This window comes from Bacillus sp. FSL K6-2861 (genome assembly GCF_038630725.1).
Lineage (GTDB): Bacteria > Bacillota > Bacilli > Bacillales > Bacillaceae > Bacillus > Bacillus velezensis.
Window position 1 is genome coordinate 501,749 of sequence record NZ_CP152037.1, and the last position, 26,276, is coordinate 528,024.

The 26,276-nt window shown below is 46.8% G+C and carries 29 protein-coding genes and 2 pseudogenes; 22 read left to right on the top strand and 9 right to left on the bottom strand.

Annotation, left to right across the window (positions count from 1 at the left end):
* Nucleotides 1-196: 196 nt before the first annotated feature.
* On the top strand, nt 197-550 hold the full coding sequence (locus tag NYE62_RS02380) for a hypothetical protein (RefSeq protein ID WP_007410203.1): 354 nt from the start codon (nt 197-199) through the stop codon (nt 548-550).
* A 58-nt stretch (nt 551-608) separates the two neighbouring features.
* Here the strand turns inward: NYE62_RS02380 and NYE62_RS02385 are convergent.
* The 3 genes and pseudogenes from NYE62_RS02385 to NYE62_RS02395 all read right to left on the bottom strand — a co-directional run.
* Nucleotides 609-824, bottom strand: a pseudogene (locus NYE62_RS02385) (DUF2188 domain-containing protein); the annotation flags it as partial.
* A gap of 57 nt (nt 825-881) precedes the next feature.
* Nucleotides 882-1,289, bottom strand: coding sequence for a DUF5360 family protein (locus NYE62_RS02390; protein ID WP_080130819.1), 408 nt, complete (start codon nt 1,287-1,289; stop codon nt 882-884).
* Nucleotides 1,286-1,651 (bottom strand): multidrug efflux SMR transporter, encoded by a 366-nt coding sequence (locus NYE62_RS02395; protein ID WP_094032123.1) that lies wholly within the window; start codon nt 1,649-1,651, stop codon nt 1,286-1,288. Before NYE62_RS02395 ends, NYE62_RS02390 begins: the two co-directional genes overlap by 4 nt.
* A gap of 166 nt (nt 1,652-1,817) precedes the next feature.
* Between NYE62_RS02395 and NYE62_RS02400 the strand changes: the two genes are divergently transcribed.
* From NYE62_RS02400 to NYE62_RS02415, 4 genes and pseudogenes are all read left to right on the top strand, one after another.
* The gene (locus NYE62_RS02400; protein ID WP_265451279.1) at nt 1,818-2,624 is read left to right on the top strand and encodes an EcsC family protein; all 807 of its coding nucleotides are present in this window, start codon (nt 1,818-1,820) and stop codon (nt 2,622-2,624) included.
* Nucleotides 2,625-2,724: 100 nt separating this feature from the next.
* Nucleotides 2,725-3,096 (top strand): glucose starvation-inducible protein GsiB, encoded by a 372-nt coding sequence (gene gsiB / locus NYE62_RS02405; RefSeq protein WP_015416859.1) that lies wholly within the window; start codon nt 2,725-2,727, stop codon nt 3,094-3,096.
* A 134-nt stretch (nt 3,097-3,230) separates the two neighbouring features.
* Nucleotides 3,231-3,588: pseudogene (locus NYE62_RS02410) on the top strand (cupin domain-containing protein).
* Nucleotides 3,563-3,922 carry a DUF4937 domain-containing protein gene (locus NYE62_RS02415; RefSeq protein WP_342497207.1) on the top strand — a complete coding sequence of 120 codons (360 nt, stop codon included), beginning with the start codon at nt 3,563-3,565 and terminating at the stop codon, nt 3,920-3,922. The pseudogene NYE62_RS02410 and the gene NYE62_RS02415 overlap by 26 nt, the downstream one beginning before the upstream one ends.
* Before the next feature lie 36 nt (nt 3,923-3,958).
* Here the strand turns inward: NYE62_RS02415 and NYE62_RS02420 are convergent, their stop codons facing one another.
* Both NYE62_RS02420 and NYE62_RS02425 read right to left on the bottom strand, forming a co-directional pair.
* Nucleotides 3,959-4,780 carry a manganese catalase family protein gene (locus NYE62_RS02420; protein WP_012116856.1) on the bottom strand — a complete coding sequence of 274 codons (822 nt, stop codon included), beginning with the start codon at nt 4,778-4,780 and terminating at the stop codon, nt 3,959-3,961.
* Nucleotides 4,781-4,864: 84 nt separating this feature from the next.
* Complete coding sequence (locus tag NYE62_RS02425; RefSeq protein WP_039252664.1) at nt 4,865-5,917, bottom strand: TRAP transporter substrate-binding protein; 1,053 nt, start codon at nt 5,915-5,917, stop codon at nt 4,865-4,867.
* Between the two features lie 80 nt (nt 5,918-5,997).
* On the opposite strand from NYE62_RS02425, the gene NYE62_RS02430 reads away from it, so the two are divergent.
* The 8 genes from NYE62_RS02430 (at nt 5,998) to NYE62_RS02465 (ending at nt 14,345) form a co-directional block, all read left to right on the top strand.
* The gene (locus NYE62_RS02430; protein ID WP_039252661.1) at nt 5,998-7,620 is read left to right on the top strand and encodes a sensor histidine kinase; all 1,623 of its coding nucleotides are present in this window, start codon (nt 5,998-6,000) and stop codon (nt 7,618-7,620) included.
* Nucleotides 7,595-8,266, top strand: coding sequence for a response regulator (locus tag NYE62_RS02435; RefSeq protein ID WP_003156219.1), 672 nt, complete (start codon nt 7,595-7,597; stop codon nt 8,264-8,266). Before NYE62_RS02430 ends, NYE62_RS02435 begins: the two co-directional genes overlap by 26 nt.
* Before the next feature lie 108 nt (nt 8,267-8,374).
* Complete coding sequence (gene dctP / locus NYE62_RS02440; RefSeq protein WP_012116859.1) at nt 8,375-9,631, top strand: C4-dicarboxylate transporter DctP; 1,257 nt, start codon at nt 8,375-8,377, stop codon at nt 9,629-9,631.
* A 185-nt stretch (nt 9,632-9,816) separates the two neighbouring features.
* A complete protein-coding gene (locus NYE62_RS02445) occupies nt 9,817-10,866 on the top strand; it encodes an AI-2E family transporter (RefSeq protein ID WP_007410215.1) in 1,050 nt (349 codons plus the stop codon).
* A 101-nt stretch (nt 10,867-10,967) separates the two neighbouring features.
* The gene (locus tag NYE62_RS02450; protein WP_342497208.1) at nt 10,968-11,894 is read left to right on the top strand and encodes an ABC transporter ATP-binding protein; all 927 of its coding nucleotides are present in this window, start codon (nt 10,968-10,970) and stop codon (nt 11,892-11,894) included.
* Complete coding sequence (locus NYE62_RS02455) at nt 11,887-12,654, top strand: ABC transporter permease (RefSeq protein WP_007410217.1); 768 nt, start codon at nt 11,887-11,889, stop codon at nt 12,652-12,654. The genes NYE62_RS02450 and NYE62_RS02455 overlap by 8 nt, the downstream gene beginning before the upstream one ends.
* Before the next feature lie 94 nt (nt 12,655-12,748).
* Nucleotides 12,749-13,084 carry a hypothetical protein gene (locus tag NYE62_RS02460; protein ID WP_007410218.1) on the top strand — a complete coding sequence of 112 codons (336 nt, stop codon included), beginning with the start codon at nt 12,749-12,751 and terminating at the stop codon, nt 13,082-13,084.
* Between the two features lie 115 nt (nt 13,085-13,199).
* Nucleotides 13,200-14,345 (top strand): acyl-CoA dehydrogenase family protein, encoded by a 1,146-nt coding sequence (locus NYE62_RS02465; RefSeq protein ID WP_342497209.1) that lies wholly within the window; start codon nt 13,200-13,202, stop codon nt 14,343-14,345.
* A gap of 25 nt (nt 14,346-14,370) precedes the next feature.
* Here NYE62_RS02465 and fbpB read toward each other — a convergent pair whose 3' ends face one another.
* The gene (fbpB, locus tag NYE62_RS02470) at nt 14,371-14,517 is read right to left on the bottom strand and encodes a Fur-regulated basic protein FbpB (RefSeq protein ID WP_241457911.1); all 147 of its coding nucleotides are present in this window, start codon (nt 14,515-14,517) and stop codon (nt 14,371-14,373) included.
* On the bottom strand, nt 14,504-14,683 hold the full coding sequence (locus NYE62_RS02475) for a Fur-regulated basic protein FbpA (protein ID WP_003156203.1): 180 nt from the start codon (nt 14,681-14,683) through the stop codon (nt 14,504-14,506). Before NYE62_RS02475 ends, fbpB begins: the two co-directional genes overlap by 14 nt.
* A 213-nt stretch (nt 14,684-14,896) precedes the next feature.
* Here NYE62_RS02475 and NYE62_RS02480 point away from each other — a divergent pair, with 213 nt between their 5' ends.
* Nucleotides 14,897-15,790, top strand: a complete 894-nt coding sequence (locus tag NYE62_RS02480) for a cation diffusion facilitator family transporter (protein ID WP_342497210.1) — start codon at nt 14,897-14,899, stop codon at nt 15,788-15,790.
* Here NYE62_RS02480 and NYE62_RS02485 read toward each other — a convergent pair.
* The gene (locus NYE62_RS02485; protein ID WP_003156200.1) at nt 15,787-16,104 is read right to left on the bottom strand and encodes a thioredoxin family protein; all 318 of its coding nucleotides are present in this window, start codon (nt 16,102-16,104) and stop codon (nt 15,787-15,789) included. The genes NYE62_RS02480 and NYE62_RS02485 overlap by 4 nt on opposite strands.
* A 153-nt stretch (nt 16,105-16,257) precedes the next feature.
* On the opposite strand from NYE62_RS02485, the gene NYE62_RS02490 reads away from it, so the two are divergent.
* The 5 genes from NYE62_RS02490 to NYE62_RS02510 all read left to right on the top strand — a co-directional run bounded on the left by NYE62_RS02490 (nt 16,258) and on the right by NYE62_RS02510 (nt 22,656).
* Nucleotides 16,258-17,343, top strand: coding sequence for a D-alanine--D-alanine ligase (locus NYE62_RS02490; RefSeq protein ID WP_003156199.1), 1,086 nt, complete (start codon nt 16,258-16,260; stop codon nt 17,341-17,343).
* Between the two features lie 76 nt (nt 17,344-17,419).
* On the top strand, nt 17,420-18,790 hold the full coding sequence (murF, locus tag NYE62_RS02495) for a UDP-N-acetylmuramoyl-tripeptide--D-alanyl-D-alanine ligase (RefSeq protein WP_342497211.1): 1,371 nt from the start codon (nt 17,420-17,422) through the stop codon (nt 18,788-18,790).
* Nucleotides 18,791-19,119: 329 nt separating this feature from the next.
* Nucleotides 19,120-20,604, top strand: coding sequence for an ATP-dependent RNA helicase CshA (gene cshA, locus NYE62_RS02500; protein ID WP_144664530.1), 1,485 nt, complete (start codon nt 19,120-19,122; stop codon nt 20,602-20,604).
* A 116-nt stretch (nt 20,605-20,720) separates the two neighbouring features.
* On the top strand, nt 20,721-21,200 hold the full coding sequence (locus NYE62_RS02505) for a PH domain-containing protein (RefSeq protein ID WP_342497212.1): 480 nt from the start codon (nt 20,721-20,723) through the stop codon (nt 21,198-21,200).
* Complete coding sequence (locus tag NYE62_RS02510) at nt 21,190-22,656, top strand: PH domain-containing protein (RefSeq protein ID WP_342497213.1); 1,467 nt, start codon at nt 21,190-21,192, stop codon at nt 22,654-22,656. Before NYE62_RS02505 ends, NYE62_RS02510 begins: the two co-directional genes overlap by 11 nt.
* On the opposite strand, the gene NYE62_RS02515 is transcribed toward NYE62_RS02510, so the two are convergent.
* Nucleotides 22,653-23,252, bottom strand: a complete 600-nt coding sequence (locus tag NYE62_RS02515) for a rhomboid family intramembrane serine protease (protein ID WP_003156193.1) — start codon at nt 23,250-23,252, stop codon at nt 22,653-22,655. The two genes, NYE62_RS02510 and NYE62_RS02515, sit on opposite strands and share 4 nt — an antisense overlap.
* Before the next feature lie 92 nt (nt 23,253-23,344).
* On the opposite strand from NYE62_RS02515, the gene acpS reads away from it, so the two are divergent.
* The 3 genes from acpS (at nt 23,345) to alr (ending at nt 26,168) form a co-directional block, all read left to right on the top strand.
* On the top strand, nt 23,345-23,710 hold the full coding sequence (acpS, locus tag NYE62_RS02520) for a holo-ACP synthase (protein ID WP_007410229.1): 366 nt from the start codon (nt 23,345-23,347) through the stop codon (nt 23,708-23,710).
* Nucleotides 23,711-23,874: 164 nt separating this feature from the next.
* On the top strand, nt 23,875-24,882 hold the full coding sequence (locus tag NYE62_RS02525; protein ID WP_007410230.1) for an outer membrane lipoprotein carrier protein LolA: 1,008 nt from the start codon (nt 23,875-23,877) through the stop codon (nt 24,880-24,882).
* 116 nt (nt 24,883-24,998) lie between these two features.
* On the top strand, nt 24,999-26,168 hold the full coding sequence (alr, locus tag NYE62_RS02530) for an alanine racemase (protein ID WP_039252648.1): 1,170 nt from the start codon (nt 24,999-25,001) through the stop codon (nt 26,166-26,168).
* The last annotated feature ends 108 nt before the right edge of the window (nt 26,169-26,276 follow it).

A 26,276-nucleotide genomic window follows, 5' to 3' on the forward strand; every position in this document is an offset into this window, starting at 1 on the left:
AATAAACGTTTGAATCAACGATATATCAGTGATTCCAGTCCAATAAACCGCTGTTATCTATCAAAAAAAAGAATCGGCATGGTCACTTGCGAAGAAAAGAAGTTGGAGCATTAGACTTATTTCAGTCTCCCGGGCGAAAAAGTATAATAACGTCAGGAAAGCTTTCCGGCCATATGATAAAAGAGGGGGAATTTTCTTGGTACGTCGTTTGTCGATCATTTCTTTAGCCATGATTTTTGCTGTTTCTTTATTCGCTTTTGGCGGCTCTGCATCAGCAGCAGCTTTCAAACCTAAAGCTGAACCGGACGTTTCCATTTTAGCCAGCGGGGGCACAGTCGGTATTTACGGTGCTAATATGCGCTCATGCTCTAAGGTCAGCTGTTCAACGATCACAACATTCTCAAGCGGTAAAAAAATTACAGGTTCTTGGGTAACCGGAGAATATGTTCAAGGCCACTACACCAATTCCAATAAATGGCTGAAGGTCACGTATGCAGGAGCGACAGGCTACGTTTCAGTCACCACTTTATCCTATTATTACGGTTTATAATCAGAAAAACCTCGTTCTCTTGAGAGCGGGGTTTTTCCTTTATTCCGATTCAATTTCCGCGTTTCGTTTCATCATCGTGTTTCATCAGCTGATCGATTTCTTCCTTAGAAGCGTTTTTTTTCCACTCTTTCGCCTGACTTGTCGCAATGGGAATGGCCCGTCCTTCTTCATAACCCTCATCTACCATCGCATTCGCGATTTCGATCGCTTTTTTCTTCACAGGTTCCTCGAGATTCTTCAATGATTGCGGATAATCCTTCATAGACCAAGGCATGTCTATCACTCCTTTATGAAAAGTGTTTCCCGCCTGAAGAAAAAGAAAACCGCCTTATCAAAAAGAATGACAGCTAGTTTTACGAGAGACCAGCAATTTCCGAATAAAATATAAAGGATAAAGAAGCAAGTACAGATTGAATGCCCACCACATAAAATCAAAATCACCGATAAATACCCAAAAGGCAATCGCTTGCAGGCCTGAACAAAAGGTCAGCACAAGTGATATTAATGCGAAAGAGCGCCATAACGCATGTTTCCGTTTATAAAGAAACAAGCTGTACAGCCCGGTTATCGAAATGAAAATATCTAAGGGAAAGAATGACCAGTTCCAGGCCATGATCATGGCGTTATCATAATCTTTAAACACCATGTTTTTTGGAATCCACTCAAAAAAAGTAACAATCCAATAAACGATAAATCCAATATCTGTAATGAGGAAGAGAACCTTTAACCCTTTCATCATCTGTTTCTGTCCGTATGAACGCTGCTGCCGTTTAATGACGTTTCACTTTCAGAAATAAAGTTTAAGGAAACAACACCGATGATGATCAAAAGAACAGAGACAGCTTTTATGACAGAGAACTGTTCATGAAAGAAAAAAATTCCGATCATGGAAATCAGCACGATCCCCATTCCCGACCAGACCGCATACGCGATGGAGACACTTATATATTTCAAAGTCAAAGTAAGAAAACAAAGGCTGCCGATATAAAACAATAATAATAAAATACTTGGGACAAGTTTTGTAAATCCATTTGATAATTTCATGCTGACCGTACCCAATACTTCAAAAATGATCGCTAAACTTAAATAAATCCATTGCATTCAACATTCTCCTTCAATCGTATTATTCAAAATTATACAATATACAGAATTTGAAGAAAATTAAACAATGGAATGTTTTCCGGATAAAAAATTCGGCCGGGTGTAAAAAGAAAACGCCATAAAGGTATACTATGAACAAAGAAATCAGAAAGGACGTGCAGGACGGGTGACAGAAGAGCGGACAGACCTGGAAAGACAACTGAGAGACATTCAAAAATGGGAAAAGGCGCAGCAGAGGGTGATGTTCTGGCAAACATTCACCCGCTTGCCGTTTCAGCTTTTGGACAAGCTGACACCGCAATTTATTCAGAGGAAAATCGGACTCATTCTCGATGAAACGGGAACGTTTATTCAGTCAGGCGGACAGTACCTGACATCAGAAAAGCGCATCACGAAAAAGTTTCAAAAACGGCTGCCGCACGGTACATGTCAAACGCTTCACGACATCCGCATTGCGCCGCTTGCCGTCATGGACGAAATCGCAGAAGCCATAGCGCGTACAAGCGTAAAGGCCGCGACGGTGCAGGGAGCCGCAACGGGAGTCGGCGGCGTATTCACGCTGGCGGCAGACATCCCGGCGATGCTCGGCCTGTCCTTAAAGACGCTGCAGGATATCGCGGTTGCTTACGGCTTTGATCCGAAAGACAAAAAAGAACGCGTGTTTATCGTCAAATTGCTCCAGCTTGCATCCAGTGACGTCATCGGAAAAAAAGCGATCCTGCAAGATTTACGGCAATATGATCAAAACGACCGCGCCTATCAGCGCGTCGCCTCGCAAATCCAAGGCTGGCGGGAAGTCGTTTACAGCTATCGCGATACGTTCGCCGCGAAAAAACTGCTGCAAATGGTTCCGGCCGCAGGCATCATCTTCGGCGCGTCCGCCAACCGTTCAGCTTTAGAAAGCATCGCGGAAACAGGCATCATGCTCTATAAAAAACGCCGGATTCTAAAACGCATGAAGGATACAGAATGATAAAAAACCACCCGAAAACACATTCAATGTGTTTTCTTTGTTTAGCAGTTCTGAAATCGGGAAACCAACAACCAACACCAATTAAAGGAGGAATTCAAAAATGGCACAAGATAATAACAAAATGAGCAGAGAAGAAGCAGGTCAAAAAGGCGGAGAAGCGACAAGCAATAACCATGACAAAGAATTCTATCAGGAAATTGGTCAAAAAGGCGGAGAAGCCACTAGCAAAAATCACGACAAAGAATTCTATCAGGAAATCGGTGAAAAAGGCGGAGAAGCCACTAGCAAAAATCATGACAAAGAATTCTATCAGGAAATCGGTGAAAAAGGCGGAGAAGCCACTAGCAATAACCATGACAAGGAATTCTATCAAGAAATCGGCCAAAAAGGCGGAGAAGCCACAAGCAAAAATCATGACAAAGATTTTTATAAGGAAATTGGCCAAAAAGGCGGAAACAGACGAAGCAGCTAATAAAAGCATAAAAGGCAGACAACCTGCAGATCAAAAGCGATCCGGCGCATCAGCTGGATCGCTTTTTATTTTGGGAAAATCTTAATCTGAGCCGCCGTTGCGATACAATAAGATGAAAAAGGGGTTTTTCACTCGTGTCTGACATGCTGAATTTGCTCGCTATCGCCAATAAAGTTAAAGAAAAACACGACAATTTTTCAATCGCGGAGATCAATGACCACTGTGTGCGCCTCGCAGTGTTTACGGGAGAATATGACTGGCACCATCACCCTGACTCATGAATGGTTCATCGTTCTGGAAGGGGAGCTGCTGATCGATTTTAAGGACAAAGAAACCGCAGTGCTCAAGGCAAATGACAGCCTGCTCATCCCGAAAGGCACGATTCACCGCACCCGCTCTTACGTCAGAACCGTGAATCTGTGTGTTGAGCATACGCGTGCGAAAACAGTCATCACAGAGGAACGTCATGCTGATCAAAAAGATAGTATGTGAAACAGACGCTGCAAACGCTGAAGCATTTGCGCAAGCACAGTCAAGGCGGGGAGCATTATCATGTGTAAATGGCTTCGTCAAACAGGCCGGCGGGTGGCGGAAAAACGCAGACGGCCTGTTCATCGCAGAGATCATCAGCGTTTGGGAGAACAGACAGGCCTATGATGATTTTATGGAGAACGAACATGACCGCATATACGAAGAAAACGAGCAGAAGGCAGCGATTCTTTCAATAGAAGTGATGCTGTATGAAGAGGATGAACCTGTCATTCACGAGCTGTTACATCACCCGGACATCCGATACGAACCGGACTGGACGGTTCAGAAGGCATAATGAAAGCCCAAAACAGTTTGTTTTGGGCTTGTGTCTTTACTCGCGTCCGGGAAGCGTGTTGTGGACATACGGCGGGACAGGATCCAGCTTAGCTATTTCGCCGTGCGCTTTCGGTTCCTTTTCGTATTCAAATGGTTCTCCGTCCGGCGCTGTTTCCTTCAGCCAATTTTGTTCAGCGCTTTCTCCGCCATCTGAGAAATGAATAAGCTTATGGGAGAATGACTGTTTTTCCAGTGCCTTCGGGAATGTGGAAGGAACGATCGGGCCTTCCTGTTCTTCTAATTCTTTAATGGCCGCAAGCCATTGGTTTTGATGCATGGTATCGCGGGCCAATAAAAAGCTGAGCATATCTTTCACGCCTTTATCATCGGTCATTTCATACAGGCGTGCGACTTGAAGTCTTCCTTGTGATTCGGCGTTCAGATTGGCGCGGAAGTCTGCCAGAAGGTTTCCGCTTGCGACGATATAGCCTGCGCTCCACGGAACGCCCGTGCTGCTCTCCGGCATTGCGCCGAGTCCTGAGACAATTGCATGATGCGGATTCATCCCGCCTAAAATGGACCCGATGACCGGATCATCAGCCGCTTTTTCCTGCTCTGCCAGCGGGGCGTCTTCTAACAGTCTCGCAATCATCGTCGCGATCATTTCGACATGGCCGATTTCTTCCGTCGCGGTATCCATCAGAAGATCCTTATATTTTTCATTGCCCCGTGTATTCCATCCTTGGAACAAATATTGCATGGCGACGGATATTTCCCCGTATTGTCCCCCTAAAATTTCCTGCATCTTTTTTGCGAACAGCGGGTCAGGACGATCCGGTTTAGCCGGATGCTGCAGTTTTTTCGTATGTGTAAACATGTCTCCATCTCCTTTTTTTGCTCTGTCCCTATTTACTTCCCCGGCGGGAAAAGGGATGAAACGGAGATGGGCGTATTGGTCCTGCTAAGGCTCGCGGCGCAAGGATAACAAATCCTGCACAAGCCCGCGGCCGATTACCTGTTCATATTGTCCGTAAATCGGGTCGAGGCGTTTCATCCATGTGTTCTTTTCCGCTTTGCTCAGCACATGAATATGAATGGATGAATTCTTCTTTATCTCTTCAAGCTGGTCTTTATTCATTTTCTCAGCGGAGGCTTCGTTCCATTCCGTCGTTTCTCTCATCGCCTCCGTTAAGATGGTTCTCGTTTTTTCTGTCTGCGAATTCCAGAAATGCTCGTCGGTCATCACGGCATAACCGAGGTACCCGTGATTGCTGATTGTCAAATAATCTTGAACATTATAAAATTTTTTAGAATAGATATTTGAAATCGTATTTTCTTCTCCGTCTACGAGATTGCTTTCCAATAGCTGAAACGTGGAATTAAAGGAATCCTGCCGCGGGCGCGCGCCGAGCAGACGGTACTGGTCTTCGATCACGCTACTCGGCATGATCCTGAGCGCCTGTCCTTTCAAATCGTCCGGAGTGAAGATCGGTCCTTTATTTGACGTAAGCTGCTTAAACCCGTTCGTCCAGTACGCCAGACCTTTCAAATGATGCTTTTCTAAAGAAGCGAACAGGCGTGTGCCGATTTTGCCGTTGAGGCCTTCTTGCACGGCTTTATAGTTTGTAAACGCGTACGGCAGATCCAAAACACCCCATTCGGGAGACAGTGATCCGAGCTTTGAGGTGGAGGGAGCGATGAATTGCACGTCCCCGTTTTGGAGGGCGTTTATTTCTTCATTATCCGAATAGAGGCTCCCGTTTGGAAACACCTCTACTTTAATGGTGCCGCCGGATTTTTGATAGACAAGTTCGGCAAACTTATTCGCCGCCCGCCCTTTTGGCGTGTTTTCAGCAACGACATGGCTGAATTTGAAAACGATTTGATCTTTCAGGCCTTCCTGTTCGTCATCATAATACGGTTCTTCCGTTGAGAAACGATCATGAAAGCCGATGAATAAAGCGGTTCCGATACCGAGTACCATCAGGCTGAGACAAGTCAGCAAGCTTTTCATCGAAAACCCCCTCCGCCATTTTCTATAACAAGCATAATCGGGCGGGCCGTTTTCGTAAAGAGACGGAAAGGAAGAGGCCAATGACGAAAAAAAAGCTCACCATCCGCTGGAAAATCACCATACTTTCGTATATCGTCGTGCTTTTTACCTTTTTGATCGTCGGCATCGTGCTGATCGGCAATATTCAGCATACAGAGGAGCGCGAGCTGAAAAAACGGCTGATGAATACCGCGCGGACGGTATCTGAGATGACCGATGTCAAACGCGCCCTGGAGCAGAAAAAACAAAGGGAAGACGTGCGCCATGCGGTCGAAGAAATAAGGATCATCAATGAAGCGGACTACATCGTCGTCATGGATATGGATCATATCCGCTATTCACATCCCGTCAGCACAATGGTCGGAAAGCGTTCAAGGGGTGAGGACGAAGCCGCGGCGTTCGCCGAGCACATTTATTTTTCCGAAGCAAAGGGAGAAATCGGCACCGCCGTCCGCGCTTTTTATCCCATCAAAGACCGGGGTTTGAATCAGATCGGCGTCGTTCTGGCCGGTAAAACGCTGCCCGGATTCGGTGAAATTCTTCTTCAGCTGAAACATGAAATACTGTTTATCGTTCTGCTGGCGCTCGGGTTCGGACTGGCCGGCTCCTTTTTGCTGGCCCGCCACATCAAAAAACAAATGTTTTGGCTGGAGCCCCATGAGATCGTGAGAATGTATGAGGAACGGACCGCTACGTTTCATTCAATGAATGAGGGCGTCATCGCGATTGATAATCAGCATCACATCACCATTTTTAATGAAAAAGCGAAGCAGATATTCAATGTCAGACAAGAGACCGATGGCAGGCTGATCTGGGACGTGTTAAAAGATTCCCGCCTCCCTGAGATCGTCGAGCGGAACCGAGCCGTATATAATGAAGAAATCCAAGTCAGCGGAAAGGTGATCATGAGCAGCAGAATTCCGATCGTCATGAAAAAGAAGGTCATCGGAGCCGTCGCCATTTTTCAGGACAGGACGGAAGCGGCGAAAATGGCGGAAGAACTGACAGGTGTGAAAAATTTTGTCGATGCGCTCAGAGTTCAAAATCATGAACATATGAACAAGCTTCACACCATCGCGGGACTGATTCAGCTCGGAAAATCAGAAAAAGCGCTCCAGCTTGCTTTTAAGGAATCATCAGAACAAGAAAGCGTCACCGATTTTCTTCATCAGGCCATTCAGAATGACGCTGCGGCGGGGCTGCTGTTAAGCAAAATCAAAAGAGGAAAAGAGCTTGGCATTTCTGTGAAAATTGATGAAAACAGCAGTTTCTCGGCATTTCCGGAGCATGTCGACCAGCATGACATCGTCGTCCTGCTCGGCAATTTAATTGAAAATGCGTTCGGCGCATTCGAAACAGCGGATACGGAGGACAAACATATTGACATCAGTATCGAGCAAAATGATGAAGTGCTTGCTATATTAATAGAAGACAACGGAAGCGGGATTTCCGATCAGCACATCCCGCACCTTTATGACAAAGGGTTTACCGTCAATAAAACGGGAGGAACGGGATACGGCTTGTACCTCGTCAAACAAATCGTCGACAAAGGGATGGGCATTATTGAAGTCGACACACGGCAGGGACAGGGAACGGCATTTTCTATTTTATTTCCGATGAAGGGGGAGGAATCATTCGATGGACATCAAGGTGCTGCTTATTGAAGATGATCCGATGGTGCAGGAGGTGAATAAAGAATTTATCACCGGTGTTTCGGGGTTCAGCGTCATCGCCACAGCCGCTGACGGAGACGAGGGAATCAGGCTTATAAAAGATCTGAGGCCCGGGCTCGTGGTATTAGACGTATACATGCCGAAAAAAGACGGAATTAAAACACTCCAGGAAATCAGAAAACAAAAGCTCGAAGTGGACGTCATCATCGTCTCGGCCGCAAAAGACAAAGAAACAATCCAGCTTATGCTGCAAAACGGTGCGGCCGACTATATTTTGAAGCCGTTTAAGCTGGAGCGGATGAGACAGGCGCTCGAAAACTATAAACAATATAAACGGAAAATTGAAGAGCATGACACCATGTCGCAAGAGCAGCTTGACATGCTGCTTAAAATTCCGCAAAATCCGTCCCGGGATCTGCCGAAGGGGTTAAATCATTTTACGATGAATGAAATTTTGACCTATATGAAACAGCAGACGGAGCCGCTTTCAGCTGAAGAAGCCGCCAAAGCGCTCGGAATCGCCAGGGTGACAGCGCGGCGTTATCTTGATTTTCTTGAAAAAGACGGCCAGATTAAGCTCGACATTCAATACGGGGGAGTGGGCCGGCCGGTTAATCGCTACAAATTCGTCCGCTAGCCGAGACCAAAAAGACCAAAATGTCCGTTATGATCATAAGCTTCCCCTCTTTGTTTGAAAACGCTATCATTTTTGTATAGACGCAGCGAGAGGCAAGGGGGAGTAGGGATGAAAATTTTCAAAAATCTTACGGTGCAGGTCATCACGGCGGTTATCATCGGCGTCATTGTCGGACTTGTATGGCCTGAGGCCGGGAAGCAGATGAAGCCGCTCGGCGATACATTTATCAATGCGGTAAAAATGATTATCGCACCGATCATATTCCTGACGATCGTGCTTGGCATCGCCAAGATGGGAGACATGAAAAAAGTCGGCAAAGTCGGGGGAAAAGCATTTATTTATTTTGAAGTCGTGACCACCATCGCCCTTATTATCGGACTTCTGGTCGTCAATATCATGAAACCCGGTGAGGGGCTTGATTACAGCAAGCTTGAAAAAGGGGATGTCTCTCAGTACACGCAAAACGGGGGACAGGGGATTGACTGGATTGAATTTATCACTCACATCGTTCCGTCAAATATGGTTGACGCTTTCGCAAAAGGCGACATTCTTCAGGTCTTATTCTTTTCTGTTTTATTCGGTGTCGGCCTGGCGGCGCTCGGTGAAAGAGGCAAAAGCATTATTGATTTCTTCGATAAACTGTCGCACGTTTTTTTCAAAATCATCGGCTACATCATGCGCGCGGCGCCGATCGGCGCATTCGGGGCCATGGCCTATACGATCGGGCACTTCGGCCTTGATTCCATCAAGCCGCTGGCGAGTCTGATGCTGTCTGTATACGTTACGATGTTCCTGTTTGTATTTGTCGCTTTGAATATCATTTGCAAACTATTCGGTTTCAGCTTGTGGAACTATCTCCGTTTTATTAAAGATGAACTGCTCATCGTTCTCGGCACAAGCTCTTCTGAGTCCGTCCTTCCGCGGATGATGGATAAAATGGAGCGCTACGGCTGTTCCAAATCGGTTGTCGGCCTTGTCATTCCGACGGGATATTCTTTTAACCTGGACGGCACCTCGATTTATCTGTCCATGGCGACGGTTTTTCTGGCGCAGGTGTTCGGCGTTGACCTTACCATCGGCCAGCAGGTTACGATCATTCTCGTGCTGATGCTGACATCAAAAGGCGCGGCGGGCGTAACCGGAAGCGGATTTATCGTGCTCGCCTCCACTTTATCGGCGCTTCAGGTTATTCCGCTGGAGGGGCTGGCGCTGCTCCTCGGCGTCGACCGCTTTATGAGTGAAGGAAGGGCGATCGTCAACCTGATCGGAAACGGAATCGCCACCATCATCGTAGCCAAGAGCGAAAATGAGTTTGACGAAGCGAAAAGCACACAGGCCGTAAAAGAAATGAAAACGGCGGTATAAAAGGAAAGGAACGGTATGCATCGGGCATGCCGTTCTTTTTTTCGGCCGCCATGAGTAAAAAAGATAAATTTGTTTAAATTTATTAGGAGGTGGACAAAGACCTTAGCGTCATTTTGTTATATAATTTACAATTAGAGAGTGAAAGATGAAATCTAAGGGCTTTTTGTCCTAGCAGGAGTGTATAAATGGCGGCTATTTTTAAATTTTTTCAGCATCCGGGTGTCAGACGTTTTTCCGTTTTTCTTGTTTTGACTGGGGTGTTAGTTGTATTCCGAAGTATGATTAATTTGATTTTGCTTACGTTTATTTTTACTTTTCTGATGGATCGGCTGGAGACTGTCATCCGGCACGTGTTGAACCATTTTTTCCGGATCAGCCAGAGGGTGGTCATCACCGTTTTATATATTGCGCTGGCTGTCGGGGCGACTGTCGGAGGCTTTGTCTTTTACCCGATTGTTGCCAAGCAGATTGAACAGCTGATTAAGCAGATCAAGCACATCGCGTATCATCCCGATGTCATTCCGTTTTATGATGAGATATCGAGCGTGTTCGGCGATATCAATATCGGTTCCTATGTAAAAGAAGGTTTTAATGTACTGTATACATACTTGGCCGATATCAGCACTTTCGGTTTGCAGGTCGTGATGTCACTGATTCTCAGCATGTTTTTCCTGTTCGAGAAAAAGCGGCTCACGGAGTTTATGAAAAAATTTCAGCACAGCAAGCTGTCTGTTTTTTACTACGAACTTGCTTATTTCGGCAGCAAGTTTGCGAGAACATTCGGCAAAGTGCTTGAAGCCCAATTTATTATCGCGCTGGTGAACTGTATCCTCACCTTGATCGCATTGGCGATTCTGCATTTTCCGCAGCTGTTCGGCCTGTCAATCATGGTCTTTTTCCTCGGGCTCATTCCCGTTGCGGGTGTGGTGATTTCGCTCATTCCGCTCAGCATCATCGCATATACGACGGGCGGCGCAGCGTATGTCATCTACATCGTGCTGGTCATTTTCGTCATCCATGCGATTGAGACGTACTTCCTTAATCCGAAACTGATGTCAGCGAAAACGGAACTGCCGATCTTTTTTACTTTTACAGTTCTGATTTTCTCGGAACATTTCTTCGGCATTTGGGGCTTGATTATCGGAATTCCGATTTTTGTGTTCCTGCTTGATATTCTGGATGTCGTCAATAATGAAGAGAAGGAAAAAAACGGACCGGTCCCGGATAAGACATAACGTCGGCTCCGGCTCTTCACGAATATATGACTAATGTTATAATGCAGACAGTGCCTATGTACGGGCACTGTTTATTTTTTGTGAAAAAGGAGGAAGGCTGTATGACTGAGCCGATTTTACATATTGAAGGCCTTGACAAAACAATAGGCAAAAAGCACATTTTAAAAAACATCAGCATGGATGTCAGGCAGGGCGAGATCATCGGTTTGCTCGGTCCGAACGGGTCGGGAAAAACCACACTTATCCGAATCATCGTCGGTCTTTTAAAGAAAAACAGCGGCACGATTACAATTAACGGCTTTCAGCACGATGCTGATTTCGAAAAAGCGCTTGAATCCGTCGGAGCGATCGTGGAAAATCCTGAATTCTACCCGTACCTGACGGGGTGGGAGAATCTGAAGCACTTTGCCAACATGCACAAAAACATCAAAGAGGACAGGCTTCAGGAAGTCATCGAGCGGGTCGGGCTCACCAATGCCGTTCATGACAAAGTTAAAACGTATTCCCTTGGCATGCGTCAGCGTCTCGGAATTGCGCAGGCCATTCTTCACCGTCCGAATCTGCTCATTTTAGATGAACCGACAAACGGGCTTGATCCCGGCGGAATGAAGGATTTCCGCGATCACATAAAGGAACTCGCGGAGCTTGAAGGGACGAGCATCCTTTTTGCGACGCATTTATTGCGTGAAGTGGAGGACCTTTGCGACCGTGTCATCATCATTCAAAAAGGTGAGATTAAAACAGAGGTTGTTCTGCGCGGCGCTGAGGAAAAAGAAGAAAAAGCCGTCCTCGACATTCAGCCGGCTGACGAAGCATTCGAATGGCTGTCCCAACAGCAATTTGCTCCGGAGAAAAACGGCGGGGGCATTACCGTCACCGTAGCGAAGAAAGACATCCCGGCATTAAACCGTGCGCTCGTCGGACAAGACTTTCTCGTGTATTCCATCATGCCGTATGCGGAATCGCTGGAGGATGAATTCATGAAAGTGACGACGGCGCTTCAAGAGGAGGGGGAGACGAATGTTTAAATTGACAGCGAATGAGCATATGAAACTCTTTAACCGAAAAGTCTCATTAGTGGCGCTGATTCTGATGGCCGTTCTCCAATTTATTATGGCGCTTGTCATTAAACGGCTTGTCATCAGTTCCGGAACGGATGAGAATTTCATCGGCTATATGGCGTACGCGCCCGGGCTGAATATTCTGCTTGAGGCATTAACGATCGTGATCGCGGCAACGATCATTTCCGCTGAATTTGATAAGAAAACGATCAAATTTTTGTTAATCCGCCCGGTAAAGCGGGAGCGGATTTTTGTATCTAAACTCATTACCGTATTTTTGGTCAGCTTGTACCTGTATGCGGCGTACTATATTCTGTCTCTGCTGTTCGGCATGGCTTTCTTCGGCGTGTCGGTGACATCTGAATCAGGGACGCTTCTTATGAACACCCTGAAAGTAATCGGCACGAACTGGGTCGAGGCGTTTGCGATGGCATGCTTTGGCTTGCTGTGTTCTTCTGTATTCCGAAACAGCGCAACGGCCGTCATTTTGTCATTTATCGTGCTGTACGGCGCAAAATCACTCGTTACGATTATGTCGCTCTTCCAAAACAAATGGGGAAGTTTTCTGCTGTTCGCAAATACTGACCTGACGCAATATATGAGCGGGGCGAAACCGCTGTTTGCGGGAATGACGCCGTTATTTTCCGCAGGCATTATCATTATCCATATCGTATTCTTCTTAGCCGTCGCTTGGTGGAGCTTTTGCAAACGCGATGTTCGGGTATAAAGTAAAGGAATGACATTTTTGTGAAAAAGATCACGATAAATCAATAATTTATGCTATTTTGATTTATAATAAAGGTAATGACGGAGGTGCTCACTTGAGAAATTTTATTACCGCATTACCGATTGTGTTATTGCTTGGTTTTTCCTTTGTGTCATTCATGTTCCAATTCGAACATCTTGTTTATTTCAGGCTTGCGCTGGGTTTGTTTTCTACAGTGGGGCTGTTTCTCTTATATAAAATGAAGTCGGGATTCCGTTATTTCATCATCTACCTGTATGCAAGCTGGATCGTGCTTGCGGCAGTTACCGCGTTTGAAGAGCCGATTTTTTCAAGCTTTTTCTTTGGCGGGCTTGTGATGACGATGGGTTATCTCACATATATGCTGATTTATCTCGGGCTTAAGCAGGACCGCGGCCCGGAAGCAGTCTGAACGCGCTATTCCATGGAATAGCGTGTTTTTTTTGTACAGCCTCACAGTTGCGAAACGAGACTTGAATCTCTATAATACTTATTAACTTTATCGGAATTATAATGGGGGGATTCCAGTGTCTTTATGGATACAGAATGAACGGCAGAGGGAATGGATGGAAAAAATCGGCCTGCTTGCAGACGAATTTCAAAAAACAGCCGCGCTTGATGATGAGGCGGGCCGTTTTCCCGCGGAGAAAATTCAAAGACTGCGCGACGCGGGATATACGGCGTTAACGGTACCTGAGGTATTCGGCGGTGCAGGCATTTCCGTTTATGATATGGTGCTGTTTCAGGAACGGCTGGCGCGGGGAGACGCGGCCGTTGCTCTCGGAATCGGCTGGCATTTATCCGTCATGGGTGAGCTCGGAGAAGGAAACAGCTGGGATGAAGATGTCTTTTCATTTATCACAGAAGAGGTGAAAAAGGGAGCTGTCCTGAACAGGGCAGCGACGGAACGGCAGACCGGCAGTCCGACGAGGGGAGGAAGACCCGGCACCTCCGCTGTCAAAAAAGACGGAAAATGGGTGCTGAACGGCCGAAAAACCTTTACAACCCTTTCGCTGACTTTGGATTATATGCTTGTGACGGCATGGATTGAAGAAAAACAAACGACCGGTGTTTTTCTCATTCATAAAGATCAGTCAGGCGTTTCAGTCGAAGAAACATGGGATATGATTGCCATGAAGGCGACCGGAAGCCATGATCTCCTTTTAGATCATGTCACGGTCCGTGACGAGCGGCTTGTGGAGCTTATCAGCGGGCCGAGAGCGGCGAAAGTGAATGGCTGGCTGCTTCACATTCCCGCTGCTTATCTGGGCATCGCTCAAGCGGCAAGGGACTATGCCGTCCGGTTTGCATCCGAATATTCGCCGAACAGCCTGAACGGACCGATTAAAGACGTGCCGGCCGTTGGGCAGCGTGTCGGGGAAATGGAGCTTGAATTGTTAAAAGCGAGACAGTTTCTCTTCACGGCGGCGCAAATGTATGATGACCCGAAACGCCGCCCTTTCATCAAAAGCGAGCTCGGCGCGGCAAAACATATTGTGACAAATGCCGTCCTTTCTGTTGTTGATAAAGCAATGAGAATCACCGGCGCAAAAAGCCTGGAGCGAAACAATCCGCTTCAGCGGTATTATCGGGATGCCCGGGCCGGCCTTCACAATCCGCCGATGGACGATGCAGTCATCGGCAAATTAGCGGCGGAAGCCTTCAAGCAATAAAAAAAGAGCCTGAAAAAGGCTCTTTTTATGTATGGCTGTTGGGCCGGAGCAGTTTTTGATGCTTGCGGTCAATTCTGTCATAGATCACATTCATCAGCTTTTGATTATTCATAATGGCCGCCTTGTTTTCTTTTATCAGCTGTTCGTATGTTTTTATTTTACGTTTCGCCATGAGCCCGCACCTTCCTTACATATTTGTATTCGCTTTCTAATTCTCCGAGCGATAATTCATATAAATGCCGTTCCGACTTTTTGTATATTCCGTTATTGATCAGCAAATGGATCAGATGTTTTTTTCGTCCTTCAACTGATGATCTGAGCTGAGGAGAAGACCTCATGATTACCCTCCTAATCAAATGATATTGAGAATCATTATCATTTAATGAAAGTATACAATGGGCATATTCATATGTAAAGGGAAAATACCGCCAATTTTTCGACAAAAAGTTTCCCGGGGAATAATGCTGTCGAATATTGCACTTGCTCAGATCAAAGCTGCTATTTTTCCGCTTTTCCATCCATACTATGAATGAGAATGGAGGAGTCCTTACATGAATGATCAAACGGCAAACTTAAAACGGGGTGAGAAAGGCGCGATTCTTAATATCGCCGCGTACCTCATCCTTGCCGCCGTCAAACTGGTGATCAGTCTTATTTATCATTCCGAAGCGCTTAGAGCGGACGGGTTAAATAATGCCACGGATATTGTCGCATCACTGGCTGTGCTGATCGGGCTCCGGATTTCCCAGCGCCCCGCGGACAGTGATCATGCCTACGGACATTATCGGGCTGAAACAATTTCTTCATTAATTGCGTCTTTTATTATGATGGCGGTCGGTATTGAAGTGCTGATCGGAGGAGCAAAGGCGATTGTCAGCGGAACGGAGGCCGAGCCGAGCTTCATTGCGGCATGGACGGCGCTCGGAAGCGCGATTGTAATGTACGGCATGTATGTATATAACAGCCGTCTTGCGGATCGGGTTAAAAGTTCTGCGCTTCATGCGGCGGCGAAAGACAGCCGTTCTGACGCCTATGTCAGTATTGGGGCGTTTATAGGCGTCTTAACCGCCCGGCTTCATCTGCCGTGGGTTGATCCGGTCATTGCTTTTCTGATCGGAATCATCATCTGTAAGACGGCATGGGACATCTTCAAAGATGCTTCCCACTCATTGACGGACGGGTTTGATCTGAAAGATTTGGAGCCGTATAAACACACGGTGAAAGAAATAAAAGAGGTCAGCAGGCTGAAGGATGTGAAAGCAAGGTATTTAGGGAGCACGGTTCATGTGGAAATGGTCATTACGGTAGATCCGGGACTGTCTGTGAAAGAAGGCCATGAAGTAGCCGATGAGGTCGAATATGCAATAAAACATGAACATGATGTGACTCATGTCCATGTTCATGTAGAGCCTGAAGTCATAAACAAAGATCGTGAAACGAATTAAATATGCTGTGATAAAAACTCTGTGACTTCTTCGGGCGTTTTCGCGTTTGCGCTGTGAAGATGCGCTTTCTTTTCGCCGTTTTTAAAGATCAGAAGGCTCGGTATGCCCATTACCTGATATTTGTCGGCAAGCTCAGGGAGCTCGTCTCTGTTCAGTTCATACCAATCATTTTGATTATATTCTTCCAAAATATCGCCGATGAACATATTCATGCGCGTGCAGTCAGGGCACCAGTCAGCGAAAAATTTCACGATGATTTCCTTGTCGGATTGAATAAGTTCATTAAATTGTTCTGTTGTACTGATTTTTTTCATATGACACATCTCCTTTTCCATGCCATTTTAATATAAAATAAAAAGGAATTACATACAAATGCTTTCATATTCAGAATGCCCAAAAATAATTAGATCATTTTCTGAGGAAAGTGATAAGATAGTAAAGATGAATTGTTGTGGGGGGAATATCCATTGAAAACAAGTCTAGGATTGGTGTACGGCGGAAAGTCAGCCGAACACAATGTATCGCTGCAGACAGCATTAGCTGTAACAAAAGCGCTTAATACTGAGAAGTTTGATATACATCCGATTTACATCACTGAAAAAGGAGAATGGCAAAGAGGCCCGCTGCTGACTGAGCCGGTTTCCAACGTGAAAATGCTTCAGCTGGAACAAAACGGTGAAAGTTTCGCTCTATCAGCATTGAACCGGGAAATGTTTCCTGAAGCGTCGCCTGACGAAAAGGCGCCGATCGATGTCGTATTTCCGCTTCTCCACGGACCGAACGGTGAAGACGGCACCATTCAGGGTCTGCTGGAATTGCTGAACGTTCCTTATGTCGGCAACGGGGTGCTTGCATCATCAGCCGGCATGGATAAAGTCATCATGAAGCATTTGTTCGCTCAAGCGGGGCTTCCGCAGGCGAAGTACGCCGCTTTCTTAAAAAAGGACTGGAAACAGACGCCGGACAGCTGCTTACAGCAGGTTGAAGAAGAACTGGGATATCCGTGCTTCGTCAAACCGGCGAACCTCGGATCAAGCGTCGGAATCAGCAAATGCCGAAACCGTGAAGAGCTTGAAAAAGCCTTCGAACTGGCTTTTGAGTATGACCGGAAAATTGTGGTGGAAGAAGGAATCGCCGGCAGAGAAATCGAAATCGGCGTACTCGGAAATGACGAACCGAAATGCTCCGCCGTCGGTGAAATCGCGCCGAAAACCGACTTTTACGATTACAAAGCGAAATATGAAGACGGCGACACGGATTTAATGATTCCCGCGCAAGTGACGGATGAACAATATGCGGAAATCAGCGAAATGGCGATTAAAGCCTTCAAAGCGATTGACGGATCAGGCCTTGTCCGCGCCGATTTCTTCCTGACCAATGACGGTCAAGTGCTCATTAACGAAGTGAACACAATGCCGGGCTTTACGCCATTCAGCATGTTCCCGCTGCTTTGGAAAGAAGCAGGCGTAGATTACAGTGATCTGATCGAACAGCTGGTTGAGCTGGCAAAAGAACGCCATGCCGAAAAACAGCTGATTAAACATACATTTTAATGAAGACGGACACTGCCTGAAGGGGCAGTGTCTTTTCCCGTAACAGACAACATTTTCAGAAAGCGAGGTGCCACCTTTGATAAAGCGAACTGTAAAACGAATCGCAGACATGGTCAAAGGCACACTGACAAATCCCGAATTTGAACAAACAATGATTGAGGGCGCCGCAACCGATACGCGGACTTTGGAAAAAAATCAGCTGTTCATTCCTTTAAAAGGCGAGCATTTTAACGGCCATACCTTTGTGCCGCAAGCATTCGAAAAAGGCGTTTCCGCGGTATTGTGGGACCGCTCTGAACCGAATCCGCCGGAAGGGCGTGCTGTCATCCTGGTCAATGACACGCTGGAGGCGCTGCAAACATTGGCAAAAGCTTATTTGGAAGAGCTCGGCACACGGGTTATCGGGGTGACCGGGAGCAACGGAAAAACGACAACGAAAGACATGCTTCACGCCGTTCTCGGCACGCAGTACCGCGTTCACAAAACCGCCGGCAATTTCAACAATCATATCGGCCTGCCGCTGACCGTGCTTGCCATGCCTGAAGATACAGAAATCGCCGTTTTAGAAATGGGGATGAGCGCGAGAGGCGAAATTGATTTTCTGAGCCGTCTTGCTGAACCGGAAGCGGCCGTCATTACCAATATCGGCGAATCCCACATGCAGGATTTAGGCTCAAGAGAAGGAATTGCGGAGGCGAAACTTGAAATTATAAACGGACTTCGGGAAGACGGCGTTCTGTTTTATTTCGGGGATGAGCCGCTGCTCCGCCAAAAGACGTACACTTGCCGGACAACGACATACGGCGCAGGCGCGGACAATGATCTCCGCCTGAAAGAAATAAAACAAGCGGAAGAAGGCACGTACTTCAATATCGACGGGATCGACCGTTCTTTCTTTATTCCGGTTCTCGGCAGACATAATGTGATGAATGCTATGGCCTCATACGCCGCCGGCATCTATTTCGGCATTACGCCGGAAAATGCCGCTCTGGGACTGAGCCGCCTGAAGGTGACGGGTATGAGATTGGAACTGGTCAAAACGGAAAACGGCATCTCAATCGTAAACGACGCGTATAATGCGAGCCCGACGTCAATGAAAGCGGCGGTCGAATTAATCGAAACGATGAAAGGCTATCGGAAGAAAATGCTCGTGCTCGGTGATATGCTTGAACTCGGGGATAATGAAAAAGCATTCCACGAAGAATGCGGAGCTGCGGTCAATCCGGCGGAAATCGATCATGTATTTACTTACGGCACACTCGGCGCATTCATCGCTGACGGAGCGCGCCGGCATTTTGAAGAAGGGCGCGTCAGCCATTATCTTGACAAAAAAGAACTGCTTCACGCCATACAGGAAATGGCCGCTTCCGGCGATCTCCTGCTGTTTAAAGCATCAAGAGGTATGAAGCTCGAAGAAATCGTTAAAGATTTATTAGAGAAGAACTGAAAAAATACCGATCAGCATTATAAAATTATCAAAAATGAAGAAACTAATTCAGGGTGAAATAATTCTGTCCGTATGAAAAAGAAATCCCGCCGGCTGGGAAAACCCGCACGGTGCGGGGGCCGGCATCATTCGCGGGAAGAATCCGGTCAGGCCGCTTCCGGCCGCCTGACCATCTCGCCTTATTGAAAAACACATACTGTAATGGTAAGATTAAACGTAAAGTAATTCGGGCTTTGTATACGTACGATCCTGTCTTTTGAATGAAAGGACAGTTTTTAGTGGTAAATCACGACATTACTGAAACAGCAATTAGAAGGAGTTTGAATAATTTGACTATAACGTTTCAAGATTTTCAATTAAGTTCTGATCTCATGAAGGCAATTAATCGTATGGGATTTGAAGAAGCAACGCCGATTCAGGCACAAACGATTCCGCTCGGACTTTCAAATAAAGACGTCATTGGACAAGCGCAAACAGGTACAGGTAAAACAGCTGCGTTTGGTATACCCCTTGTTGAAAAAATGAACCCCGAGTCTCCTAATATTCAAGCAATCGTAATCGCGCCAACCCGTGAATTAGCCATTCAAGTATCTGAAGAGTTATATAAAATCGGACAAGATAAGCGTGCGAAAGTACTGCCTATTTATGGCGGACAGGATATCGGACGTCAGATCCGCGCATTGAAGAAAAACCCGCATATCATCGTAGGTACGCCGGGGCGTCTTCTTGACCATATCAACCGCCGCACGATCCGTTTAAACAACGTGAATACGGTTGTTATGGATGAGGCTGATGAAATGCTGAACATGGGATTCATTGATGATATTGAATCCATTCTCTCAAACGTGCCGAGCGAGCACCAAACGCTCTTATTCTCAGCAACAATGCCTGCGCCGATCAAACGGATCGCAGAGCGTTTCATGACTGAGCCGGAACACGTAAAAGTAAAAGCGAAAGAAATGACTGTGTCCAACATTCAGCAGTTCTACTTGGAAGTGCAGGAGCGCAAAAAATTCGATACCCTGACTCGTCTTCTTGACATTCAGTCTCCGGAACTTGCGATCGTATTCGGACGTACGAAACGCCGTGTCGATGAGCTTGCTGAAGCCCTGAACCTTCGCGGATATGCGGCTGAAGGAATTCACGGCGACTTAACGCAGGCGAAACGTATGGTTGCGCTTCGTAAATTTAAAGAAGGTGCGATCGAAGTGCTTGTAGCGACTGATGTTGCCGCCCGCGGACTTGATATCTCAGGCGTTACCCACGTTTATAACTTTGACGTGCCTCAAGATCCTGAAAGCTACGTTCACCGTATCGGAAGAACGGGCCGTGCAGGAAAAACGGGTATGGCGATGACGTTTATCACACCGCGTGAGAAAAACATGCTTCGCGCGATCGAACAAACGACAAAACGCAAAATGGACCGCATGAAAGAGCCGACGCTTGACGAAGCATTAGAAGGTCAGCAGCAGATGACGGTTGACCGTCTGCGCACGGCGATCAGCGAAAACAACCTGAACTTCTACATGACGGCAGCTGCGGAATTGTTAGAAGATCATGATGCAGTGACAGTTGTGGCTGCAGCCATTAAAATGGCGACAAAAGAGCCGGACAGCACGCCTGTACGCCTCACTGATGAAGCGCCGATGGTCAGCAAACGCTATAAAAACCAGCGTACTTCTAAGCGCAGAGACGGCCAAGGCGGCGGCTACCGCGGCGGCAAAGGGAAAAACAACAACCGTTCTTCCTACGATAAAAAACGCTCAAGCGACCGCCGTTCTTCAGGTGACAGACGCCAGAAAAAATCATACTAAAACACAGGAAGCGGACCCTTTTACGGGGTCCGCTTTTTTTTGATATGCCGGAAAGTGAATCTTTTTTGCAAATCAGCCGTATTTGTATGTATGATAAAAAATGGGAGGTAGGTATGTTGAGAGCACAGCCAAAAAATCGAATCAGTCCAAGCGGCTTAAAAGTCTGGCGTCTCCAGGAAGTCATTTTGTCCGCCGTTTGTCTTCTGGCCGTCATAGCAGAAGCTGTTTTAAGCCATTTCTTCCATTGGCCGTATTGGATCACCGGAGTCCTCGGCATCATTTGGATTTTCGGTTCAGTGATATCCGTCTATGCCATACCGAAAATCAGGCACAGGATCTGGCGCTATGAAGTCCATGAAAATGAAATTGATATTCAATCCGGCATTTTTATTGTCAAACGGGTCATTGTGCCGATGGTGAGGGTGCAGCACGTAGATACTTCACAAGGCCCGCTCCTCAGAAGGTACCGTCTGGCCTCAGTCAAAATCTCCACGGCGGCAACCGTTCATTCCATTCCGGCGCTTGATATGGAGGAAGCTGACCGGCTGAGGGATTCCATTTCCCGTCTGGCAAGGGTGACGGAAGATGATGTCTGAGCCGAAACGTCTGCACCCGGCGGCCGTGATTTTGAACTTATTCCATATTATTATCGAAACCATTAAAAACATTATTCTGCCATTTTTTCTTGTCTATATTGTAAACTCCAACCACTTCATCCGCTTTTACGGAGGCATTGCGCTCGCCGTCCTGCTTATCTGGCTGATTACGGCTAGTGTGATCGAGTGGAGAAAATTTACATACCGGATTGAGGACGGAGAATTCAGAATTGAAGAAGGCTTGTTTTTTACGAAAAAGAGATACATCTCCATTGACCGGATTCAATCAATGAATACGAGTGCCGGCATCATTCAGCAGCTTTTTAAGCTTGTTAAGCTTCAAATCGAAACGGCCGGCGAAGGGAAAAACGCCGAAGCCGTCTTATCCGCCATTACTGTGGAAGAGGCGGAACGGATCAGAGCGGCTGTTTTTCAGCAAAAAGCGGAACAAGAAGAACGAGGGGAGACCGCAGCGGAGCAGGAGCCGATGCGCGGGGAAGATGTGCAATCCGTTTACCGATTGTCTGTAGGTGAGCTGCTTATGGCCGCCTCAACATCCGGGGGAATCGGTGTCATCATCTCAGCGGTATTCGCCCTCTTTTCTCAGATTGATGAAGTACTTCCGATGGACTGGCTCTATGACAGGTTTTCTTTTCTCAAGCATGCGAGCATCGGTATATACGCCGTGATCATTTTCATAGGATTGTTCATCGCCTGGCTGTTAAGCATCGCCGGTATGATGATCAAGCATGCCAACTTTAAAATAGAAAAAAAGGAACACGAATTGGTCATTACCAGAGGAATTATTGAAAAACATCAAGTGACAATCCCGCTCCGTAAAATCCAAGCCATTAAAATGAAAGAAAATGTGATCAGGCAATTATTCGGATACGCGACGGTGGCGATTGTCAGCGCAGGCAGTGCGGGGAATGAGAAAGAAGGAGCACAGACGATTCTGTTTCCGATCATCCGCAAATCAAAGCTCGGAGTGATGCTGAACGGTTTCACACCGGATTACGTGCTGGAAGAAAACCGGAATCATTTGCCGAAAAGGGCGCTGCGCCGGTATTTATTCCGATCCATAATCTTCTCGGTTTTCGTGATCATCCCGCTTTGTATTCTGTTTAAGCCGTGGGGATATGCATCGCTCCTTGTGCTTCCCGTCGAACTGGTGCTTGGATATGCCTCGTTTAGGACAGCGTCATGGTGCATAAACGGCGGCAGGCTTCAGATCACCACGAGGCTGGTCGGGAAGACGACCACGATTATGCTGAGAAGAAGAATGCAGATGTTTGAAGTCAGCCGCTCCTTTCTGCAAAAAAGAAGGCGGCTCGCATCTGTGGCTACCGCAGTGAAATCAGCTCACCACATGGAGCATGTCATGCTGAAGGATGTCAGCGAGGAAGATGCCGAACGCATCGGGCGCTGGTATTCATATGAAAAAGCGGACGGTTAATACCGCCGCTTTTTTTGCTGCACGCATAAAAAGGAAAGCAAAAATCCGCCTGCCAGTCCGAACAAATGCGCCATAATGTTAATATTAGAGTTGATAAACGTCGACAGCACCGCGATGATAAGCAGGGTCATAATCATTTTCGACTGATCCCGGCCGATCAGCTCCTTGCGGAAAACAGTCAGAAACACATACACGCCGAAAAGTCCGAAGATCGCGCCGGATGCGCCGACATGCACATAATCAAGCGGTTCGGCAAGATACGTGCCGATATTGCCGATGATGCCCGATGCGATGTACACAATCAGAAAACGGACTTTTCCGAGCATCTGCTCAAGCGGGGGCGCGAATAAAAAGAGAGACATGGAGTTAAACAAAAGGTGAGTGAAATTCGCGTGTAAAAACATCGGTGTCACCAGCCGCCACCATTCTCCCGAGGAAACGCCGTAATTATAGCCGGTCACAGCATCTGACCACATCATGACGGAATGAAGCGGCATACTGAAAAACAGCCACAAGAACGCCTGCAGCGCCAAGATACAGCTGACGGCCGGATAACGTCTGATAAAAGTCTGGAAATTTTCCGTTCGTATAAACATCGCAAGCCCCTTTGCATCTGATTTGTTACATATATAGTAACACGTTTATGACATAAACCGTTTTTTAGTACGGACTTTTAGGAGGAATTCACATGATTTTCGGAATCGGAATCGACATCGTTGAACTGCACAGAATTGAAAACATGCTCAGCCGGCAGGCAAGATTTCCGCAAAGAATATTGACGGAGGCTGAATACGCCCGTTTTACATTGCTGTCGGACAAAAGGAAAATTGAATTTCTCGCGGGAAGATTTGCGGCAAAAGAAGCCTTTTCGAAAGCATACGGTACAGGTATCGGCAAAGAGCTCAGCTTTCAGGATATTGAAACTGGAAACGACAAAGCGGGAAAGCCTGTGCTGGCCTGCGCCAAGCTTGACGGCGCGGCGGTTCACGTCTCCATTACCCATACAAAAGAATACGCCGCGGCACAGGTCGTGATTGAAAGGTTGTCACGCTAGTCTGCATATTAGCCGGAACCCCTTCATATATTTGATAGTGCATTAAGGGAGACAAGTTGTTTGAGGCTTTTATGGTACGCGTCCGTCCGTTCAGGGCGTACCGTTAAAGTCAAACAAGCGATTTCTTCCCTTTACATCAATTGAGAAGAAGGGGTTGAAAAAAGGTGAGAAAAAGCTTTGTTTTGCTTTTAACGGGACTGCTTGCCGTCCTTATTCTTTCGGCCTGCGGCCAAAAATCACAGGAAGATATCGTGAACGGTTTAGATAAGAAGGCGAAGGAATACACCTCGTACAAAGCGAAAGCCAAAATGACCATCGAAACGGGGAGTGATCCGCAAGTATACAATGTGGAAATCTGGCATAAAAAACCTTCCCTGTACCGGGTCTATCTGGAAAATCCGAAAAAAGACCAAAACCAAGTCATTTTACGGAACGCCAACGGAGTCTTTGTCCTCACGCCGTCTCTAAATAAGAGCTTCAGATTCCAAAGCGACTGGCCGAATAACAGCAGCCAAGTATATTTGTTTGAGTCACTTGTAAAGGACGTGCAGCATGACAAAGACGCCGTCTATTCCGCCAAAGATAAAAAGTACACGTTTGAAACAAAAACAAACTATCAGCACAACAAAATGCTGCCGACTCAGGAAATCACTTTCAACAAAAAGGACATGAGCCCGTCGCTCGTCAAAGTCATGGATACAGACCGGAAAGTGATGGTAAAAGTCGAATTCAAAAGCTTTGAATTCAACAAGCCGTTTGATAAAGACTCTTTTGACGAGAAGAAAAATATGACGCTTTCCCAGATGGACGTCGCCACAAGCGCCAAGCCGTCTGATTCATTTGCGGTCAAAACACCGCTTCAAGTGCCGGCCGGCGTCAAAAAGCTTGAAGAGAAAGATATTTCAACGGCGGACGGCAAACGGATCGTCATGACTTACGGCGGAGAAAAATCATTCACCCTTATTCAAGAAAAAGCTCATATCGCAAAAGCCGCCTCTGCCGTCACGCTGAAAGGCGAACCGGTTAATCTCGGCTTCACGGTTGCGGCATTATCTGATACGTCTTTAACGTGGACATATGACGGAGTGGATTATCTTCTGTCATCACAGGATCTGACAAAAGATGAAATGGTGGCCGCCGCCAAAAGCATGCAGGGACAGTCGTCAAAATAACGTCAAAAAAGAGGCCGCCGCTGTCGGTCTCTTTTTTGATTCCATTTCACTTTGCAGAATAATTTTAGTATGATAATAACAATATGAATTGAAAATAATGCTAGGAAGTGTATCGAATGACCACAGCATCCTTTTACAGAGAAACGTGGGCGGAAATCAATCTGTCCGCGATTAAAGAAAATGTCACGCATATGAAAAAACACATCGGGCAAAACGTCCATCTCATGGCGGTTGTAAAGGCGAACGCTTACGGACACGGAGATTTGGAAGCCGGTAAAGCCGCGCTTGAAGCGGGTGCCTCTTGTCTTGCCGTAGCCATACTGGATGAAGCGATTTCATTGAGAAAGCGGGGCATTACAGCGCCGATTCTCGTGCTTGGCGCCGTGCCGCCCGAATATGTACAAGCAGCTGCCGAGTATGACGTAACACTCACGGGGTATTCTGTTGAATGGCTTCAGGAAGCTGCGCGCCACCTCGGGAGTGCGACAGTGCCGTTTCATCTGAAAGTCGACACCGGCATGAACAGACTCGGAGTCAAAACGGAGGAAGAAATCCAAAGCGTGTTAAAAATCCTCAGCCAAAATCCCGGTTTAGTCTGTAAAGGCGTATTCACCCACTTTGCTACCGCGGATGAGAAAAACAGAGATTATTTCCTCTGCCAGTTTGACCGCTTTAAAACATTGATCGCTCCGCTTCCTTTAAAAGAATTGATGGTGCACTGCGCGAACAGCGCTGCCGGACTTCGTCTTAAAAAGGGCTTCTTTAACGCGGTTCGTTTCGGCATCAGTATGTACGGGCTTCGTCCTTCTGCTGACATCCAAAGCGAAATTCCGTTTCAATTAAAGCCGGCTTTTGCGCTGCACTCTGTTTTATCCCATGTGAAAAAGATCCGCAAAGGGGAAAGCGTCAGCTACGGCGCAACATATACGGCAGAGAAGGATCAATGGATCGGAACGGTTCCCATCGGCTATGCAGACGGGTGGCTCCGCAAGCTGAGCGGCACGTCTGTGCTGATCGGCGGCAAACGGATGAATATCGCGGGAAGAATCTGCATGGATCAATTGATGGTCGAATTAGATCAATCTTATCCGCCGGGCACCAAAGTCACCCTGATCGGCAGCCAGAAGGAAGAAACGATCACGATGGATGAAATCGCCGGGCGGCTTGGGACGATTAATTACGAGGTCCCTTGTACCATTAGTTCCCGCGTTCCCCGTATGTTTTTGGAAAATGAGAGTATAATGGAAGTAAGAAATCCTTTACTGCAAGATAATACAAGCAAGTAGCCGTCATCCGGAAAAAGAGAATTTATAAAACAGCTTTGCTTGACGTTTGAATAATGGTATCATTATGTCTGGATGGATGAATTGGTCGTATCCGTAAGTTTGGTGGAG